Annotated in this window: 13 protein-coding genes; 8 read left to right on the plus strand and 5 right to left on the minus strand. The window is 72.7% G+C overall.

What is annotated here, in order from left to right; all coding sequences use genetic code 11:
* Positions 1-72 precede the first annotated feature (72 nt).
* Entirely contained in the window at positions 73-1227 is a 1155-nt protein-coding gene (locus tag ACZ6S5_RS13375; RefSeq protein WP_466000293.1) for a glycoside hydrolase family 12 protein, read from the minus strand.
* 337 nt (positions 1228-1564) lie between these two features.
* On the opposite strand from ACZ6S5_RS13375, the gene ACZ6S5_RS13380 reads away from it, so the two are divergent.
* Together ACZ6S5_RS13380 and ctaD are read left to right on the plus strand one after the other, a co-directional pair.
* Positions 1565-2671 carry an FAD-dependent monooxygenase gene (locus ACZ6S5_RS13380; RefSeq protein ID WP_466000295.1) on the plus strand — a complete coding sequence of 369 codons (1107 nt, stop codon included), beginning with the start codon at positions 1565-1567 and terminating at the stop codon, positions 2669-2671.
* Between the two features lie 143 nt (positions 2672-2814).
* Positions 2815-4572 carry an aa3-type cytochrome oxidase subunit I gene (gene ctaD / locus ACZ6S5_RS13385; protein WP_466000297.1) on the plus strand — a complete coding sequence of 586 codons (1758 nt, stop codon included), beginning with the start codon at positions 2815-2817 and terminating at the stop codon, positions 4570-4572.
* Positions 4573-5045: 473 nt separating this feature from the next.
* On the opposite strand, the gene ACZ6S5_RS13390 is transcribed toward ctaD, so the two are convergent.
* The 4 genes from ACZ6S5_RS13390 to ACZ6S5_RS13405 form a co-directional block, all read right to left on the minus strand.
* A complete protein-coding gene (locus tag ACZ6S5_RS13390) occupies positions 5046-6260 on the minus strand; it encodes an MFS transporter (RefSeq protein ID WP_466000299.1) in 1215 nt (404 codons plus the stop codon).
* Between the two features lie 64 nt (positions 6261-6324).
* Positions 6325-6906: an isochorismatase family protein gene (locus ACZ6S5_RS13395; protein WP_466000300.1), complete on the minus strand. Its 582-nt coding sequence runs from the start codon at positions 6904-6906 to the stop codon at positions 6325-6327.
* 15 nt (positions 6907-6921) lie between these two features.
* Positions 6922-8208, minus strand: a complete 1287-nt coding sequence (locus ACZ6S5_RS13400) for a nicotinate phosphoribosyltransferase (protein WP_466000301.1) — start codon at positions 8206-8208, stop codon at positions 6922-6924.
* Positions 8209-8224: 16 nt separating this feature from the next.
* Positions 8225-10903, minus strand: a complete 2679-nt coding sequence (locus tag ACZ6S5_RS13405) for a LuxR C-terminal-related transcriptional regulator (RefSeq protein ID WP_466000302.1) — start codon at positions 10901-10903, stop codon at positions 8225-8227.
* A 190-nt stretch (positions 10904-11093) separates the two neighbouring features.
* Between ACZ6S5_RS13405 and ACZ6S5_RS13410 the strand changes: the two genes are divergently transcribed.
* From ACZ6S5_RS13410 to ACZ6S5_RS13435, 6 genes are all read left to right on the plus strand, one after another.
* Positions 11094-12668 (plus strand): P-loop NTPase family protein, encoded by a 1575-nt coding sequence (locus ACZ6S5_RS13410; protein WP_466000304.1) that lies wholly within the window; start codon positions 11094-11096, stop codon positions 12666-12668.
* 115 nt (positions 12669-12783) lie between these two features.
* Complete coding sequence (clpS, locus tag ACZ6S5_RS13415) at positions 12784-13074, plus strand: ATP-dependent Clp protease adapter ClpS (RefSeq protein WP_111242404.1); 291 nt, start codon at positions 12784-12786, stop codon at positions 13072-13074.
* Positions 13075-13076: 2 nt separating this feature from the next.
* Positions 13077-13574 (plus strand): DUF2017 domain-containing protein, encoded by a 498-nt coding sequence (locus ACZ6S5_RS13420; RefSeq protein ID WP_466000315.1) that lies wholly within the window; start codon positions 13077-13079, stop codon positions 13572-13574.
* A 55-nt stretch (positions 13575-13629) separates the two neighbouring features.
* Positions 13630-14118: a M67 family metallopeptidase gene (locus ACZ6S5_RS13425; RefSeq protein ID WP_466000305.1), complete on the plus strand. Its 489-nt coding sequence runs from the start codon at positions 13630-13632 to the stop codon at positions 14116-14118.
* Between the two features lie 67 nt (positions 14119-14185).
* Positions 14186-14521, plus strand: a complete 336-nt coding sequence (locus ACZ6S5_RS13430; protein WP_466000306.1) for a MoaD family protein — start codon at positions 14186-14188, stop codon at positions 14519-14521.
* Positions 14522-14532: 11 nt separating this feature from the next.
* Positions 14533-15498: a PLP-dependent cysteine synthase family protein gene (locus tag ACZ6S5_RS13435; protein WP_466000307.1), complete on the plus strand. Its 966-nt coding sequence runs from the start codon at positions 14533-14535 to the stop codon at positions 15496-15498.
* The last annotated feature ends 138 nt before the right edge of the window (positions 15499-15636 follow it).

Consider the following 15636-nt stretch of genomic DNA (forward strand, 5'->3'; position numbering starts at 1 on the left):
CTCCGCCGGCGGAGACGACACGGGAAGGGGCGTGACCGTCAGGTCACGCCCCTTCTTGCAACCGGGGGATGCTCAGGCCTTGGTGCAGGTCACCCCGTTGAGCGAGAAGCTGGTCGGCGAGGAGTACGCGCCGCTCAGCGTGGCCTGGTAGCCGAAGCTGGTGGAGGCGCCCGGCGACAGCGTGCCGTTGTAGCTGACGTTCTTCGCGGTCACCGCGGACCCGCTCTGGGTCACCGTGGCGTTCCAGGCGCTGGTGACCGTCTGCCCGGAGGGCAGGTTGTAGGTGAGCGTCCAGCCGTTGACCGTGCCGGAGCCGGTGTTGGTGATCACCATGTCGGTGGTGAAGCCGTTGTTCCAGATGCTGGTGGGGGTGTACTTCACCGAGCACGCGCTGCCGGACGGCGGGTTGGTGGTGGGCGACGAGGTCGGCGTCGGGCTGCTGGTCGGGCTCGGCGGGGTGGTGCTGCCGCCGGTGTTGACGTCCTGCGAGAACGAGTTGACCGCGAGGCCCACGCCGCCCTGCCACGGCTCGAAGCCGGCCTGGATGCTGGTGAGGTACCAGTCGCTGGTGATCGCGCCCCGGTTCTTCGTGTCGTTGATGAACGCCATGACGTCGAAGCTCATGCTGGGGATCGCGGACGGCGCCAGGTACGAGATGACGTTGTTGGAGCCGTTGCTGCCCCGCCAGACCTCCCAGGTCCGGCCGGCGATGCTGGCGTTGCCCACGGACGAGCCGATGGGCTGGATGGAGCCCTGCCGGTTGAGCCAGATCATGATCTCCATCTGGTTCACCCCGTCCTTCTTCGGCGTGGGGTCGAGCCAGATGTCGTAGGAGGCGTCGTAGGTGGCGCCGCTGACGTAGTTGTAACTGATGCTGCTCGGCGCGCTGCTGATGTTCTTCACCTGGACCGGCAGGTTGGTGCCGGGCGAGCAGTTCGTGTAGTGGCAGCCGACGAAGATCGACGGGTACGAGACCGGCGCGCCGCTGGTCGAGCCGACGCCGTCCTGCCGGGTGATGGAGAAGCCGGTGGAGGTCACGTTGATGCACTGCTGGGCGCTGGTGCCCCAGCGGTTGTTCTGCACGACGTACCTGCCGCCGATGGTGGTCGACCCGTACTGGTCGCAGATCTGGGTGTCGGCGGAGGCGTTGCCGCCGAGGATGACGGCGACGATCGAGCCGGCGGCCAGCAGACCGGCGGCCGCGACGGCCCTCAGTGGACGCTTCATGATGCTCCTTGGCTGCGGCGCGGGGCGCCGGGGACGGGTGGGGAGGTACGTGCGGGAGCGCTCCCAAGTTCAGAACAACACATTTACATGGCTGAAAGCGTTGTGCAACTGCACCGGTTGACTCGAGGTCCGCGGACGCGATCCGTGGGAGGTCGCGGTCGCAGCGTGCTCGTGCTCCGGCGCTCCTCCGGTCGGCGCGGGACTCCCGCCTGCGGGAGCGCGGCTCGACGCCGAGCAGTGGCCGCGCCAGGGCCGTTGGGACCTACCGTGCGGCGGTTGCGGCGAGTAGTGTCTTGCCTCCAACGCGTTCCGAACCCCTCCGGAGGCGTACACCACCATGGGTGGCTCCCCCCTGCGCATCCTCGTCGTCGGCGCGGGCATCGCCGGTCTCGCCGTGGCCCGGGCGCTACGCCTTGCGGGGTTCCGGCCCGACGTCACCGAGAAGCTGCCGCCCGACGAGCACGCCGACATCGGCCTCTATCTCCCGGGCAACGCGGCGCGGGCGCTGCGCCGGCTGGGCCTCGACGGCCCGGTACGCCCGCTCGGCCAGATCATCCACCGGCAGCGCTTCCTCGACGCCGCCGGTGCACCGCTCTGCGAGGTCGACCTCGACGCCCTCTGGGCCGGGGTGGGCGAGTGCCGGGCCCTGCCCCGCGCCGAGTTGCACCGCGTCCTGCTCACCGGGGCCGGCGGCGCGGTCCGGCACGGCGCCGAGGTCAGCACCGTCGAACCCCTGCCTGGCGGCGTCGCGGTCGGCTTCAGGGACGGCACCTGCGCCGAGTACGACCTCGTGATCGGCGCTGACGGGCCGCGCTCCGCGGTGCGGACCCTGGCCGCGCTCGGCGGCCCGCCCCGCCCGGCCGGCCAGGTCGTCTACCGGGCCGTGGTCCGGGGCGGGCCCCGGGTCGCCGACTGGACCGCGCTGCTCGGCCAGCGCGCCGGCTTCCTGGTGGTGCCGATCGGGGCCGGCCGGCTGCACTGCTACGCCGACGAGGCCGGCACCACACTCCCGGCCGACCCCCTCGCCCGGCTGCACGAGCTGTTCGGCGACTACGGCGGCCCGGTCTCCGAGGTGCTGACCGCGCTCGACCGGGTGCACGTGGAGCGCACCGAGGAGGTCGAGCTGGGCCGCTGGTTCCACGGCCGGGTACTCCTCGTCGGGGACGCCGCCCACGCCACCGCGCCGACCCTCTCCCAGGGCGCCGCGATGGCGCTGGAGGACGCCGTCGTGCTCGCCGAGTCGCTCAGGGCCGCCGGCAGCGTGGACGCCGCGCTTCTCGCGTACGAGAGCCGCCGTCGGCCGCGTACCCGATGGGTGCGGGACCGGACCCGGGACCGCAACCGGACCCGGGACGTGCCGCCGGCGCTGCGCGACCCGCTGCTGCGCGGACGCGGCGGACGAATCTTCCAGGAGCACTACCGGTTGCTGGTGGACCCGCTCTGAGCCCCCGGCGGTGGCGGCCGGTGATCGTAGCCGCCCACCCCACGCGGCACCCCCACCTGCCGGGGACTATCCTCCTTGCGGATGACGGCTGCGCAGAAAACCAGCGCGTGCCGAGCGGGACAACCGAGAACCGGAGGCCACTCGTGACCACCGTCGCACCCAAGCCGGTCGTGACCCGGCCCTGGCCGGTCCGCGAGCCGGTCAAGGGGTCGGCCATCGCGCGGCTGCTGCGCACCACGGACGCGAAGCAGATCGGGATCATGTACATGGTCACCGCGTTCGCGTTCTTCATGATCGGCGGCCTGATGGCCCTGATCATGCGCGCCGAACTGGCGCGTCCGGGCCTGCAGTTCCTGTCGCCCGAGCAGTTCAACCAGCTCTTCACGATGCACGGCACGATCATGCTGCTGTTCTTCGCGACGCCGATCGTGTTCGCCTTCGGCAACTACGTGGTGCCGCTGCAGATCGGCGCGCCCGACGTGTCGTTCCCGCGGCTGAACTCGTTCGCCTACTGGCTGTACCTGTTCGGCGGCGCGATGGCCACCGCAGGCTTCGTCGCCCCCGGCGGCGCCGCCGACTTCGGCTGGTTCGCCTACACGCCGCTGAGCAACGCGGCGAACTCCCCGGGCGTCGGGGCCAACATGTGGATCGTCGGTCTGGCCATCTCCGGTCTGGGCACGATCCTCGGCTCGGTCAACATGATCACCACGATTCTGACCCTGCGGGCGCCCGGCATGACCATGTTCCGGATGCCGATCTTCACCTGGAACATGCTGGTCACCAGCCTGCTGGCGATCCTGGTCTTCCCGCTGCTGGCCGCCGCGCTCTTCGCGCTCGCCGCGGACCGCCTGATCGGCGCCCACGTGTACGACCCGGCCACCGGCGGCCCGATGCTCTGGCAGCACCTGTTCTGGTTCTTCGGGCACCCCGAGGTCTACATCATCGCGCTGCCGTTCTTCGGCATCATCTCCGAGGTCATCCCGGTCTTCTCTCGGAAGCCGATCTTCGGCTACAAGGGCCTGGTCGCCGCGACCATCTCCATCGCCGCCCTGTCGATGAGCGTCTGGGCGCACCACATGTTCGTCACCGGTCAGGTGCTGCTGCCGTTCTTCAGCTTCCTCAGCTACCTGATCGCGGTGCCGACCGGCATGAAGTTCTTCAACTGGATCGGCACCATGTGGCGGGGCCAGATCTCCTTCGAGGCGCCGATGCTCTTCGCGGTCGGCTTCCTGGTGACCTTCCTCTTCGGTGGTCTGACCGGCGTGCTGCTGGCCAGCCCGCCGCTGGACTTCCACCTGTCCGACTCGTACTTCGTGGTGGCGCACTTCCACTACGTGCTCTTCGGCACGATCGTGTTCGCCGTCTTCTCCGGCATCTACTTCTGGTTCCCGAAGATGTTCGGCCGGATGCTCGACGAGCGGCTGGGGAAGATCCACTTCTGGCTCACCATGATCGGCTTCCACACCACCTTCCTGGTGCAGCACTGGCTGGGCAACGAGGGCATGCCGCGGCGGTACGCCGACTACCTGCCCAGCGACGGCTTCACCACGTTGAACACGATCTCCACGATCGGCGCGTTCATCACCGGTATCTCGACCCTGCCGTTCATCTGGAACTGCTGGAAGTCGTACAAGGCCGGCCCGGTGGTCGAGGTCGACGACCCGTGGGGCCACGGCAACTCGCTCGAGTGGGCCACCAGCTCCCCGCCGCCGCTGCGCAACTTCGACCGGATGCCGCGGATCCGCTCCGAGCGGCCGGCGTTCGACCTGAAGTTCCCCGAGCTGGCCGCCGGGCAGACCCTGGCCGGCCCGCCGGAGGGCGGCGCCAAGCCGCTGACCAGCGAGGCCAACGGTGGCGCCAGCTACGAGGAGGACACCGCGGGCAACCTCGACCGGCGCTGACGCCGGACGGACCCCACGACGGGCGCCGCACCCACCGGGTGCGGCGCCCGTCCCCATTCCCCACCCCGCCCACCCGACACGCCCACCCCGTCCTCGGCGCCGTTGATCAAGGAGTTTGCGTCGGAATCGGGGGCTGATCCGACGCAAACCTCTTGATCACACGCTGGTCTGGTGGTCGGGACGACGGGTTTGTTGGTTGGCCGGTGCCGGTCGGGGGAGGGGCGTGGGCGGCTGGCGCCGGTCACGTCGCGCCGTGCGGCGGGTCGGCCCTTCCGGTCGCCCGGACATACCCACTTTCCGCAAGCGGGGTGGAGCGGGGCGGGGCGATATCGCCGAGGTTGCGGTTTCCGTGCGCGGGAAGACCGCCAGCTCGCCGAGATTGTGTGGATCTTGATCCGTGGCGTGAGGCCTGCGTCGGCCCGGCGCGTGAGGTCTGGCCCGGCCTCGGGTGCGAGGCCGGGGGGCGGGGTGGGTCAGGCGGTGGCGGTGGCCAGTTCGGGGTCGGGGGTGGGGGCGACGGACTGGCGGCGGTGGCGCAGCTCGACGGGGAGCACGGCCAGGGCCACCAGGAGACCGATCGCGCCCGTGACCGCGAAGCCCCACAGCGGGGCCGACGCGTCGATCACCGCGCCGGCCAGCGGCGCGCCGAGGGCGATGCCGACGGTGACCGCCGAGCCGTGCAGGCCCATCGCCTCGCCGCGTACGCCGGCCGGGGCGAGCCGGCTCACCGCGTCGGCGGTCGAGGCGATGGTGGGCGCGCAGAGCGCACCCGCCGGGACGAGCGCGAGGCAGAGCAGCCACCAGTGTGCCCCGCCCAACCCGACCGGGATCGTGGTGAGGCTGAGCGTCGCCATCAGGACCAGCGGCGAGAACGAGCGGGTGACCGCCCCGTATGCGAAGCCGCCCACCAGCGAGGCCACCGCCCAGGCGGTCAGCACGGCGCCGGTCCAGCCGACCTCACCGCCGGCCCGCAGCACGGCGACCACCGCCACGTCGGTGCCGCCGAGCACCAGGGTGGCGGCCAGGCTGACCGCCAGCACGGCCAGCAGCCGGGGCGTGAGCCACTCGCGGCGGGGCACCTTCCGGTGCGGGCCGGCCGGCTCGTCGGCGCTGCGGGTGGGCGGGTCGAGCAGCCAGAACCCGATCCCCGAGGCGACGATCCCGGCCCCGACCGCCCACATGGTGATGCGTGGCGAGAGGGCGGTGGCGAGGGCCACGGCCAGCGCCGGGCCGACCATGAACGACAGCTCCACCGACATCGAGTCGAGCGCGTACGCGGGACGACGCCGCTCGGCCGGCACCAGCGCGGCGACCGACTGGCGGACCACCGAGAAGACCGGCAGGGCGAGCAGCCCGGCCAGGAAGGCCGCCGGGAGTAGCACCGGGTACGACAGGGTCGGCGCGGCGACCCAGAAGACGCCCTCGGCCAGCGTGGTCAGCAGCAGCACCGGGCGCAGCCCGCGCCGGTCGACCAGCCGGCCGAGCAGCGGCGAGCCGAGCGCGGCGCCGACGGTCGACGCGGCGCCGACCAGGCCGGCGGCGCCGTAGCCCCGGCCGAGGTCCAGCACGACGTGGAAGGTGAGCGTCACCCCGGTGGCGGTGAGTGGGACGCGGGCCAGCACCGACACCAGCAGCAGCGACCGGAGACCGGGCAGGGCGAGCGCCTCCCGGTAAGGCTTCAAGTTCACGACGGTCCGTACCTCCGGCCGACATCCTCGACCGGGGGTACGACAGCCGCAACCAATTACCTCGTCAAGCGGTCCTGATCACAGGTTCGCCGATGGTGGTCACGCCGGCGCCGTCGAACGCCCGCAGCGCGACGTCCAGGGTGTCCGGGGCCACCGCGGCGGTGAGGTCGAGCAGCACGGTGGTGCGGAAGCCCTCCTGGGCGGCGTCCAGCGCGGTCGCCCGCACGCAGTGGTCGGTGGCGATCCCGACCACGTCGACCTGGTCGACGTCGTGCCGGCGCAGCCAGTCGGCCAGGCACTCACCCTCGGGGCCGTGCCCCTCGAAACCGGAGTACGCGGCGGCGTGCTCGCCCTTGTGGAAGATCGCCTCGACCCGGTCGGTCGCCAGGTCGGGGTGGAACTCCGACCCGGCGGTGCCCACCACGCAGTGCCGGGGCCAGGTGTTGACGAAGTCCGGCGGGTTGCCGAAGTGCACCCCGGGGTCGATGTGGTAGTCCTTCGTCGCCACCACGTGGTCCCAGCGGTCCGGCTCGGCGGCGAGCAGCCGGGAGATGCCGGCCGCCACGCCCGCCCCGCCGGCCACCGCGAGCGACCCGCCCTCGCAGAAGTCGTTCTGCACGTCGACGATGATCAGGGCGTTGCCCATCGGTACGGTCCTTCCTCAGTCCGCGGGTACGACGGTCACCGGAATGGCCGGGTCGCCGCCGGAGAGCTTCAGACCTTCCCAGGGGATGGAGATCAGGCACAGCCGTAGGTGCTCCCGTGACTCGTCGAGGGTGGGCAGCGCCACCGGCTCGCCCTCGACGACGAAGGAGCGCTGGAGCAACCGGTCGTTGGGCTGCCGGTCCGGCACGCCCTGCGGCACGATGATCTCCTCGGTGGCGGTGCCGGTCGGCTTGTGTCGGCGGACGGCCACCTTTCGGCCGCCGATGGTGGCCTTCTGCTCGGAGCGCTTGACCACCGGCCGCCCCTCGACCTCGACCAGCTTGTAGACCAGGCCGGCGGTGGGCGCGCCGGAGCCGGTCACCACGGCGGTGCCGGCGCCGTACATGTCGACCGGCTCGGCGGCGAGCGTGGCGATGGAGTACTCGTCCAGGTCGCCGGAGACGATGATCTTCGTCTCGGTGGCCCCGAGCGAGTCGAGCAGCTCGCGGGACTGCTGGGCGATGACGGTCAGGTCCCCCGAGTCGATCCGGATCGCCCGCAGCTCCGGCCCGGCGACCTCGATCGCGTTCCGGATGCCCTGGCTGATGTCGTACGTGTCGACCAGCAGGGTGGTGTCCTTGCCCAACGTGGCGACCTGCGAGGCGAACGCCGCCCGCTCGTCGTCGTGCAGCAGGGTGAACGCGTGCGCGGCGGTGCCCGCGGTGGGGATGCCGTACTGCTGACCCGCGGCGAGGTTGGAGGTGAACCGGAACCCGGCCAGGTACGCCGCCCGTGCGGCGGCCACCGCGGCCCCCTCGTGCGCCCGGCGGGAACCCATCTCGATCAGTGCCCGGCCGCGGGCGGCGGTGACCATCCGGGCGGCCGCCGCGGCGACCGCGCAGTCGTGGTTGAGCACCGACAGCACCAGCGTCTCCAGCACCACGCACTCGGCGAAGCTGCCGGAGACGGTGAGAATCGGGGAGCCGGGGAAGAAGAGCTCACCCTCGGCGTACCCGTCGACGTCGCCGGTGAAGCGGTAGTTGGCCAGCCACTCCGCGGCCCGGTCGTCCACCACCCCGGTACGGCGCAGGAAGTCGACCTCCTCGGCGTCGAACCGGAACTCCCGGATCAGCTCGACCAGCCGGGCCGTGCCGGCGACCACCCCGTAGCGGCGACCCGCCGGCAGCCGCCGGGTGAACACCTCGAAGACGCAGCGGCGGTCGGCCGTGCCGTCCCGCAGGGCGGCGCTGACCATGGTCAGCTCGTAGTGGTCGGTCAGCAAAGCAGGGCGAAGGGTGCTCACGCCCCCAGCCTAGAGTTCACAGCGGATCCGTGCCGTCGTGGCCTGGCATGGACCGCAGGGCGGCCCGCAGCTCGGCCCGGCCGGCCACCCCGAGCTTGCTGTAGACCCGTTGGAGGTGGTTCTCCACGGTGCGGCTGGACAGGTAGAGCCGCTCCGCGATGGCCCGGCTGGTGGCGCCCTCGGCGGCGAGCCGGGCGACCTGCCACTCGCGCTCGCTCAGCGCCGGCCGGAGCGCCCGCAGCGCCGGGGTGGAGACCCCGTCGCAGCGGCGGAGCAGCTCGGCCAGCCGCTCCCGGGCCGGACCGGTCGCGGCGTCCCGGCTGCGCCCCGCGTGGCGCAGGGCCATCGCGGTCGCCTCGGCGGCGTGCACGACCAGGTCGCGCGCGGCGAACCCGTCGGCGACGGCGAGCAGTTCGGTGGGGGAGCAGTCGACCGCCGCGCGGGCGTACCGGGCGACCAGTGGGGGCAGGATCCCGTCGACCCGCTCGGAGAGTTCGGCCAGGCGCTGGGCCACCGTCCGCCGCCCGCCGTCCGTGCAGGTCGGACCGACCGGCGCGCCGGACTGGCCGAACCGGACCAGATCGAGCAGGACCAGCAGCTCGTGGCCGGCGAAGCCGTCCTCGCGGAGCCGGTCCGCCAGCGCGCAGAGGTGCTTGGTGGCGGCCGGCAGGTCACCGGTGGCGCCGTGCACCGCGCCCCGGGCCTGTTCGAGCCAGGGATACAGCACCGCCATGCCCGGGGCGTGGGTACGGTCGGCCTCCGCCATCGCCTCTGCCGCGTGCGTCGCGTCGCCGCGCCACGCCGCCGCCTGGGCCCGTTCGGCGTGCGCCAGGCCGGCGTACACCCGGCTGGTGGCGAGCACCGCGCAGGCACCGAGGCTGGTCTTGAGCGCCTCGTCGCTGCGTCCCCGCAGTCGCGCCGCGTACGCCTGGAGGATGGCCAGGTAGCCGGTGCCGAGCCGGAAGTCCCCCGCGCCGGCCAGGTCGGCGAACTCGTCGGCGACGATCGCGTCGATGCCGGCGAGGTCGCCGGAGAGGGCCAGCCGGGTGCCCCGGGCCAGCTCCATCGCGAGCTGGAGGTAGGGCATGTCGTCACGCCAGCGGGCCGCCTCGGCCTGCACCCGGGCGATGGCGGTGGCGCTGCGCTGGTACTGCCCCTGCGCGGCCTGGAGGTGGGCCACCGTGCACCGGGCCAGCTCCCGCGCGGCCACCGGCGCGGCCGGTCGGTCCAGCACCGCCTGGGCGAGCCGCAGCGCGGCACCGGTGTGCAGCCCGTGCAACCGCATGATCGCCTCGAAGGCGCGGACCCGGGCCTGGTCGGCCGGGTCGGTCAGCTCGGCGGCGCGCGCCGCGATCTCCTCCACCGTCGACTCACGGCTGAGTCCCCAGTAGCTGACCATGCCGCGTACCGTCAGCCAGCGGCTGCGCCGCCGGTCGTCGGTGACCTCGGCGCCCACCGAGTCGAGCACCTGGATCGCCTCGTCCGGCCGGTCGCCGAACATGAGGATGGTGGCGAGCAGCTCGGCGGCGTCGGAGCCGCCCTCGGCCTCCAGGGCGGCGCGGGCCAGCCGGGTCGCCAGCGGCACGTCGTACCGGCCGAAGGCCTGGGCGGCCGCGTCGAGCAGCAGCGCCGGATCCTGCGCCGTGCCCGAGTCCAGGCGCCAGACGGCCACCCGGAGCAGGTCGTCCCGGCGTCGCTTGCCGACCTGTTCGAGCAGCTCGGCCAGGGTGGCCTGGAGCCGGCGGGTACGGCTGACCGGGCACTGCCGGCGCATCACCTCGCCGTAGAGCGGGTGGGCGAGCCGGACGTTCAACCGACGGTCGTCGTGGACCATGGTGATCAGTCCGCGCTCCTCGGCGGTCTCCACATCCGACGGGTCGACCGCGCGCTGGAGCAGTTGCAGGCCGAGCGGCTCGCCGAACGCCACCAGCTCGACCACCGACCGTACGCCGGGGGTGAGCCGGCCGATCCGGGTGTCGATCAGGTCGTTGAGGCTGGGCGCCAGCTCGAGCCGGCCCGTCCACTTCCAGATGCCGTACGTCCGGCTCAGCTCGTCGCCACCGGAGGCGGCCAGCACCAGTTCGCGCAGGAGCAGCGGGTTGCCCGCGGAGAGCCGGAACAGCCGCTCCGAGGTGCCCGCGTCGACCGGGCCGCCGAGGATCGCGGCGAGCAGCCCGGTGGTCTCGGCCGGGCCGAGCGGCGCCAACTCGACCACGTCGACCAGGTCGTCGGTCCACAGCGCACGGATCGGCAGCGGGATCTGCTCCCCGTTGCGCAGCGTCCCGATCACGGTGGCGTTCTCGGCCCGCGCGATGAGGTGGACCAGCGCCGCCGACGGCGGGTCGAGCAGGTGGGCGTCGTCGATCGCGAGCACGATCGGTCGGCCGGCGGCCTGCTCCTGGAGCAGGTCCACCGCCCACCGCAGGATGCCGGCGGGGGAGAGCCCCTGCGGCTGCTCGGCCGGGAGCACCTGGACGAGGCCGCCGAAGGGCAGCGCGGCCGTGGTGGCGCTGGCCGAGACCGACCAGATCGCGTACCGGTCGGTGGGGAGGGTCGCGATCCCCTCCCGGAGCAGCCGGCTCTTGCCGACCCCGGCGCTGCCGCTGAGAAGCAACCCGCGCCCCTCGGGGCCGCCGACCGCCGACAACAGACGGTTGAGCTCGTCCCTTCGGCCGACGAAGTCCCACCGACTCATCGGTGCAGCATATCGACGGTAATCCGTCCGCGCCCATATCGTTACGGAGCGAAGTTGAGTAATCTGTCGATTACTCGTGAGTATTAGCGGTGTTCGGTGTCGGACTCCCGACACCCGTACTCTTCTGCCACCACGGATGTCCCCGACGCGACCGGTCCGCAACCCGGTCGCCCTACCGGGAGGCCGCTTGATGAAGCCGGGCCCTCTCCGCTCGATCGACGTGCCCGATCCGGGCGGGCCGGCCGAGCCGCCACGCTGTGCGCCCCTGCCCACCCGGCTCGGGGTGACCGACCCCGCCCCGGACGAGCCACTGGCCGTTGTCGTCGCCGGTCCGGCCGGCGCCGGCCGGCGCGAGCTGCTCGCCGCCCTGCTCGGGCTGGAGCCCGGGATGCTGGCCGCCCCCGACGGCAGCTACCTGCTCGTCAACCACGGGCGGGTGCCGACCCGGGCCGCCTACGTGCCGGGCTACCGCCAGCCGCACTCGTACGGCGCCGACCCGCTCGCCGCCGGGCCGGCCCTGGCCCGCCCGCCGCGCCGGGTGGAACTGAGCCTGCCGGACCCGTTGCTGCGCCACTTCGCCGTGCTCGACACGCCGGACACCGGCTCGCTCGGCGTCGCGGGCGGCCGGGTGCTGCTCGACGCCGCCGGCCGGGCCGGCGCGCTGCTCTTCGTGATCTCCGCCGACCAGGCGTTCACCGCGGCGGAGCTGAACCTGCTGGCGGAACTCGCCCGGACCCGGGTCGAGGTGCTGTTCGCGGTCACCCCCGGGGTGGCCGGCTGGGCGGCCCCGGCGGACGGGCCGACGGCTACGGAGGGCGCGGGTGCGTACGTCCCGTCGGTCGGACGCCCGGGCCGGTCCCTGCCGCGTCCGCCCGGGCGCCGGGTCGACCCGGTGGAGGTCTCCCTCGCGGCACACCGCGCCGCCCTGCTGTCGGCGGTGCCCCGGCTGGCCGACGCCCGCTGGTACGCCGTCCGGCAGGCCGACCACGCGGCCCTGCGCCGGGCGCTGGTCGGCTGGGCGGCGGGCGAGGGGCTGCGGCGGGCCAGCATCCGGCCGCCGGAGCCGCCCGGCGCGCACGGCCGGGTCCCGGTCCGGCCCGGGCTCGACCCCGGGGACCTCGCCGAGCGGCTGGACCGCCAGGCCCGCTCGTGCGCCCAGCGCATCCGTCAGCACCTCGCCCTGGAGCTGGCCAACATCCACCTGCGGGTGGTGCAGGAGATCGTCTTCGGGGTCGGCTGCGCCGGCCTGCCGGCGCTGCTCGACCGGGAGATGGAGGCGCTGTCGCTGCTCGCCACCGCCCAGTGCGACGAGGCCGTCCGCGGCATTCTCGACGACACCGCCGCGCGGGTCTTCGGGGCGCCGTTGGCCGACGGGGTCCGGCACCGGATCACGCACGCGGTCCGGTGGGGTCTCGCCGACCATCCCGCCGGTCGCGAGCTGGACCGGGTGCTCCTGGTCACCAGCACGGCCGGGGTGGCCGGGTTGACCGGCGGCGGGGCGTTCGACGCGCTGTCCGGTTTCCCGGGCGCGGAGCGGGACGAGGTGCTGCCGCCGGTCGGCGTGGCGCTCTCCGGCGGCTGCTGGCAGCACTGGCGCGCCCCCGGCAACAACGACCCGAACGTCGCGCGGTCCTGGGCCCAACGGGCGCTGCGCGAGGTGGAGCTGGAGCTGTCCCGCGAGGTGTCCCGCCACTTCGAGGTGATCCGTCTCTCGCTGGCTGCGGTGGTCATCGATGCGGTCGAACACGGCATCCTGCTGGCCTGAGGTGGGGGCCGTGGAGCGGTCGAACGGGCCGCCGTACGCGGCCCGGGAGGGTGATCCGGGTCGGCGCGCCGTTCCGGTTCATCGGTTCCCCGGATCCGGTGGCACGATGGGGGGCATGGCGGCTCCACAGGTTGCACCGGTCGAGACGCCGGACACCGACGAGGTGCCGGCGTCCGACCGGCCCTGGGTGACGATCGTCTGGGACGATCCGGTCAACCTCATGACGTACGTGACCTGGGTGTTCCAGAAGCTCTTCGGATACAGCCGGGAGAAGGCCGAGCAGCTCATGCTGGACGTGCACCACAAGGGCAAGGCGGTGGTCTCCAGCGGGGCCCGGGAGCGGATGGAGCACGACGCGTCGCAGCTGCACGCGTACGGCCTCTGGGCGACGGTGGACCGGTCGTGAGCATGTTCCGTCGCCACGGCGACCGCTACGTGGCCACCTTCGCGGTGGACGAGGTTCGGGTGCTGCGCAAGGTGGCCTCCGAGGTGGTCGGCCTGCTCACCGACGGCTTCGACCACGGCGACCCGGTGGTCGGCCGGCTCTTCCCCGAGGTCTACCCGGAGGACGCGGCGAGCACCGCCGAGTTCCGCCGCTACACCGAGGGTGACCTCAAGACCGCCAAGATCGATCAGGCCGGTGCGATCCTCGCCGCGCTGCCCGACGGGGAGATCGGCGGCGAGGTGCGGCTGGACGCCGAGGCGGCCGAGGCGTGGCTGCGCGCGCTCAACGACGCCCGGCTCGCGATGGGCGTCCGGCTGGAGATCAAGGACGGCACCGACCTGGGCGAGGAACTCGACGACGCGGTGGCCGAGGACCCCACCTCGAGCCGGGTGTTCCAACTGTCGGTCTACGCGTATCTCGGATATCTGCAGGAATCCCTGCTCAACGCCTTGATCGACTGAGCCGTGACGGTCGCCACCTCGCCACCTCGGAACCCCGGGCGCTAGGCTGGTCCGCGTGCTGAGCATCGACCGGTCGATCATCGACGCGATCGTCGCCCACGCGCGTCGGGACCACCCGGACGAGGCGTGCGGCGTGGTCGCCGGTTCCGCCGGCAGCGACACCCCGATCCGGCACATCCCGATGGAAAATGCCGCCCGCTCCATGACGTTCTACGAGTTCGACTCGATGGAACACCTGCGGGTCTGGCGGGAGATGGACGACCGCGACGAGGAGCCGGTCGTCATCTACCACTCGCACACCGCGACGGAGGCCTACCCGTCCCGTACGGACATCTCCTTCGCCGGTGAGCCGGGAGCGCACTACCTGCTCGTCTCGACCCGGGAGCCCGACACGGAGGAGATCCGCTCCTTCCGCATCGTCGACGGCGTGGTCACCGAGGAGCCGGTCAAGATCGTGGATGCCGCCGTGGACCCGCACGCCGTCCAGTCCTACATGTTCGGGCAGAGCCCGGCGACGGTCGACTACGAGTGTTCCGACCGCTGATCACTCCAGCGCCGGCACACCGTTCTCTCTCCCGTCACCTGGCACGACCCGAACAAGGAGCACCATCATGGCCATCGAGGTTCGCATCCCCACCATCCTGCGCAGCTACACCGGCGGCGCGAAGGTCGTCGAGGGCACCGGCGACACGCTGGGCGACCTGCTCACCGACCTGGACTCCCGGCACGGCGGCCTGAAGGGCCGCCTGGTCACCGACGCCGGCGTGCTGCACCGGTTCGTCAACGTCTACGTCAACGACGAGGACGTCCGCTTCCTCGGCGCGCTCGACGCCAAGCTCAACGACGGTGACAGCGTCACCATCCTGCCGGCCGTGGCGGGCGGCGCGTTCGGCTTCGCGGCCGCCGCGGCGATCGCCGGCCACCGCGCGGCCGTCGCCGCCCGCTGAGGGCGGTCGCCATGGCACGGTACGACAGCCTGCTCGACGCGTGCGGCGGTACGCCCCTGATCGGACTGCCACGGCTCTCGCCGACGGTGCCCGAGGGGGCGCCGCCGGTGCGGCTCTGGGCGAAGCTTGAGGACCGGAACCCGACCGGCAGCATCAAGGACCGGGCGGCCCTGTTCATGGTCCGCGCGGCCGAGTCGGCCGGCCAGCTCCGGCCGGGCGACACGATCCTGGAGCCGACCAGCGGCAACACCGGCATCTCGCTGGCCATGGTGGCCAAGCTGCGCGGCTACCGGCTGGTCTGCGTGATGCCGGAGAACGTCTCCACCGAGCGGGTCCAGCTGCTCCGGATGTACGGCGCGGAGATCATCTTCTCGCCGGCCGCCGGCGGTTCGAACCAGGCCGTCGCCACCGCCAAGCAGATCGCCGCCGAGCACCCCGACTGGGTGATGCTCTACCAGTACGGCAACGAGGCGAATGCCCGGGCACACTACGAGACGACCGGGCCGGAGCTGCTGCACGATCTGCCCACGATCACCGACTTCGTGGCCGGGCTGGGCACCACCGGCACGCTGATGGGCACCGGACGCTACCTGCGGGAGAAGGTCGAGGGCATCCAGATCGTCGCGGCGGAGCCGCGTTACGGCGAGCTGGTCTACGGCCTGCGCAACATCGACGAGGGTTACGTCCCCGAGCTCTACGACGCGCAGGTGCTCTCCCGGCGCTTCTCGGTGGGGACCCGGGACGCGGTGCTGCGGACCCGGCAGCTCGTCGAGGTGGAGGGGATCTTCGCCGGCTTCTCCACCGGCGCGATCCTGCACGCGGCCCTCGCGGTGGCGCACGAGGCGGTCAAGGCCGGCCGCCGCGCCGACGTCGCCTTCGTCATCGCCGACGGCGGCTGGAAGTACCTCTCGACCGGGGCGTACGGCGGCACCCTCGCGGATGCCGAGGACGCCCTGGAAGGACAGCTCTGGGCCTGACGGCCGGGCGGGGGGGGGGGGGGGGGGGGGGGGGGGGGGGGGGGGGGGGCGGGGGGGGGGGGGCGGGGGGGGGGGGGGTTGGCTTCTCGTTCCTCTTTCCACCCCCATCTCCTTTGGTTTTTCCGTTTTGTTCTACTA

It is taken from the genome of Micromonospora sp. NPDC051924 (genome assembly GCF_055586005.1).

Coding starts and splice junctions, on each gene's coding strand:
- ACZ6S5_RS13375 (WP_466000293.1), bottom strand. CDS start 1,227: ATGAAGCGTCCACTGAGGGCCGTCGCGGCCGCCGGTCTGCTGGCCGCC.
- ACZ6S5_RS13380 (WP_466000295.1), top strand. CDS start 1,565: ATGGGTGGCTCCCCCCTGCGCATCCTCGTCGTCGGCGCGGGCATCGCC.
- ACZ6S5_RS13395 (WP_466000300.1), bottom strand. CDS start 6,906: ATGGGCAACGCCCTGATCATCGTCGACGTGCAGAACGACTTCTGCGAG.
- ACZ6S5_RS13405 (WP_466000302.1), bottom strand. CDS start 10,903: ATGAGTCGGTGGGACTTCGTCGGCCGAAGGGACGAGCTCAACCGTCTG.
- ACZ6S5_RS13410 (WP_466000304.1), top strand. CDS start 11,094: ATGAAGCCGGGCCCTCTCCGCTCGATCGACGTGCCCGATCCGGGCGGG.
- clpS (WP_111242404.1), top strand. CDS start 12,784: ATGGCGGCTCCACAGGTTGCACCGGTCGAGACGCCGGACACCGACGAG.
- ACZ6S5_RS13420 (WP_466000315.1), top strand. CDS start 13,077: ATGTTCCGTCGCCACGGCGACCGCTACGTGGCCACCTTCGCGGTGGAC.
- ACZ6S5_RS13430 (WP_466000306.1), top strand. CDS start 14,186: ATGGCCATCGAGGTTCGCATCCCCACCATCCTGCGCAGCTACACCGGC.
- ACZ6S5_RS13435 (WP_466000307.1), top strand. CDS start 14,533: ATGGCACGGTACGACAGCCTGCTCGACGCGTGCGGCGGTACGCCCCTG.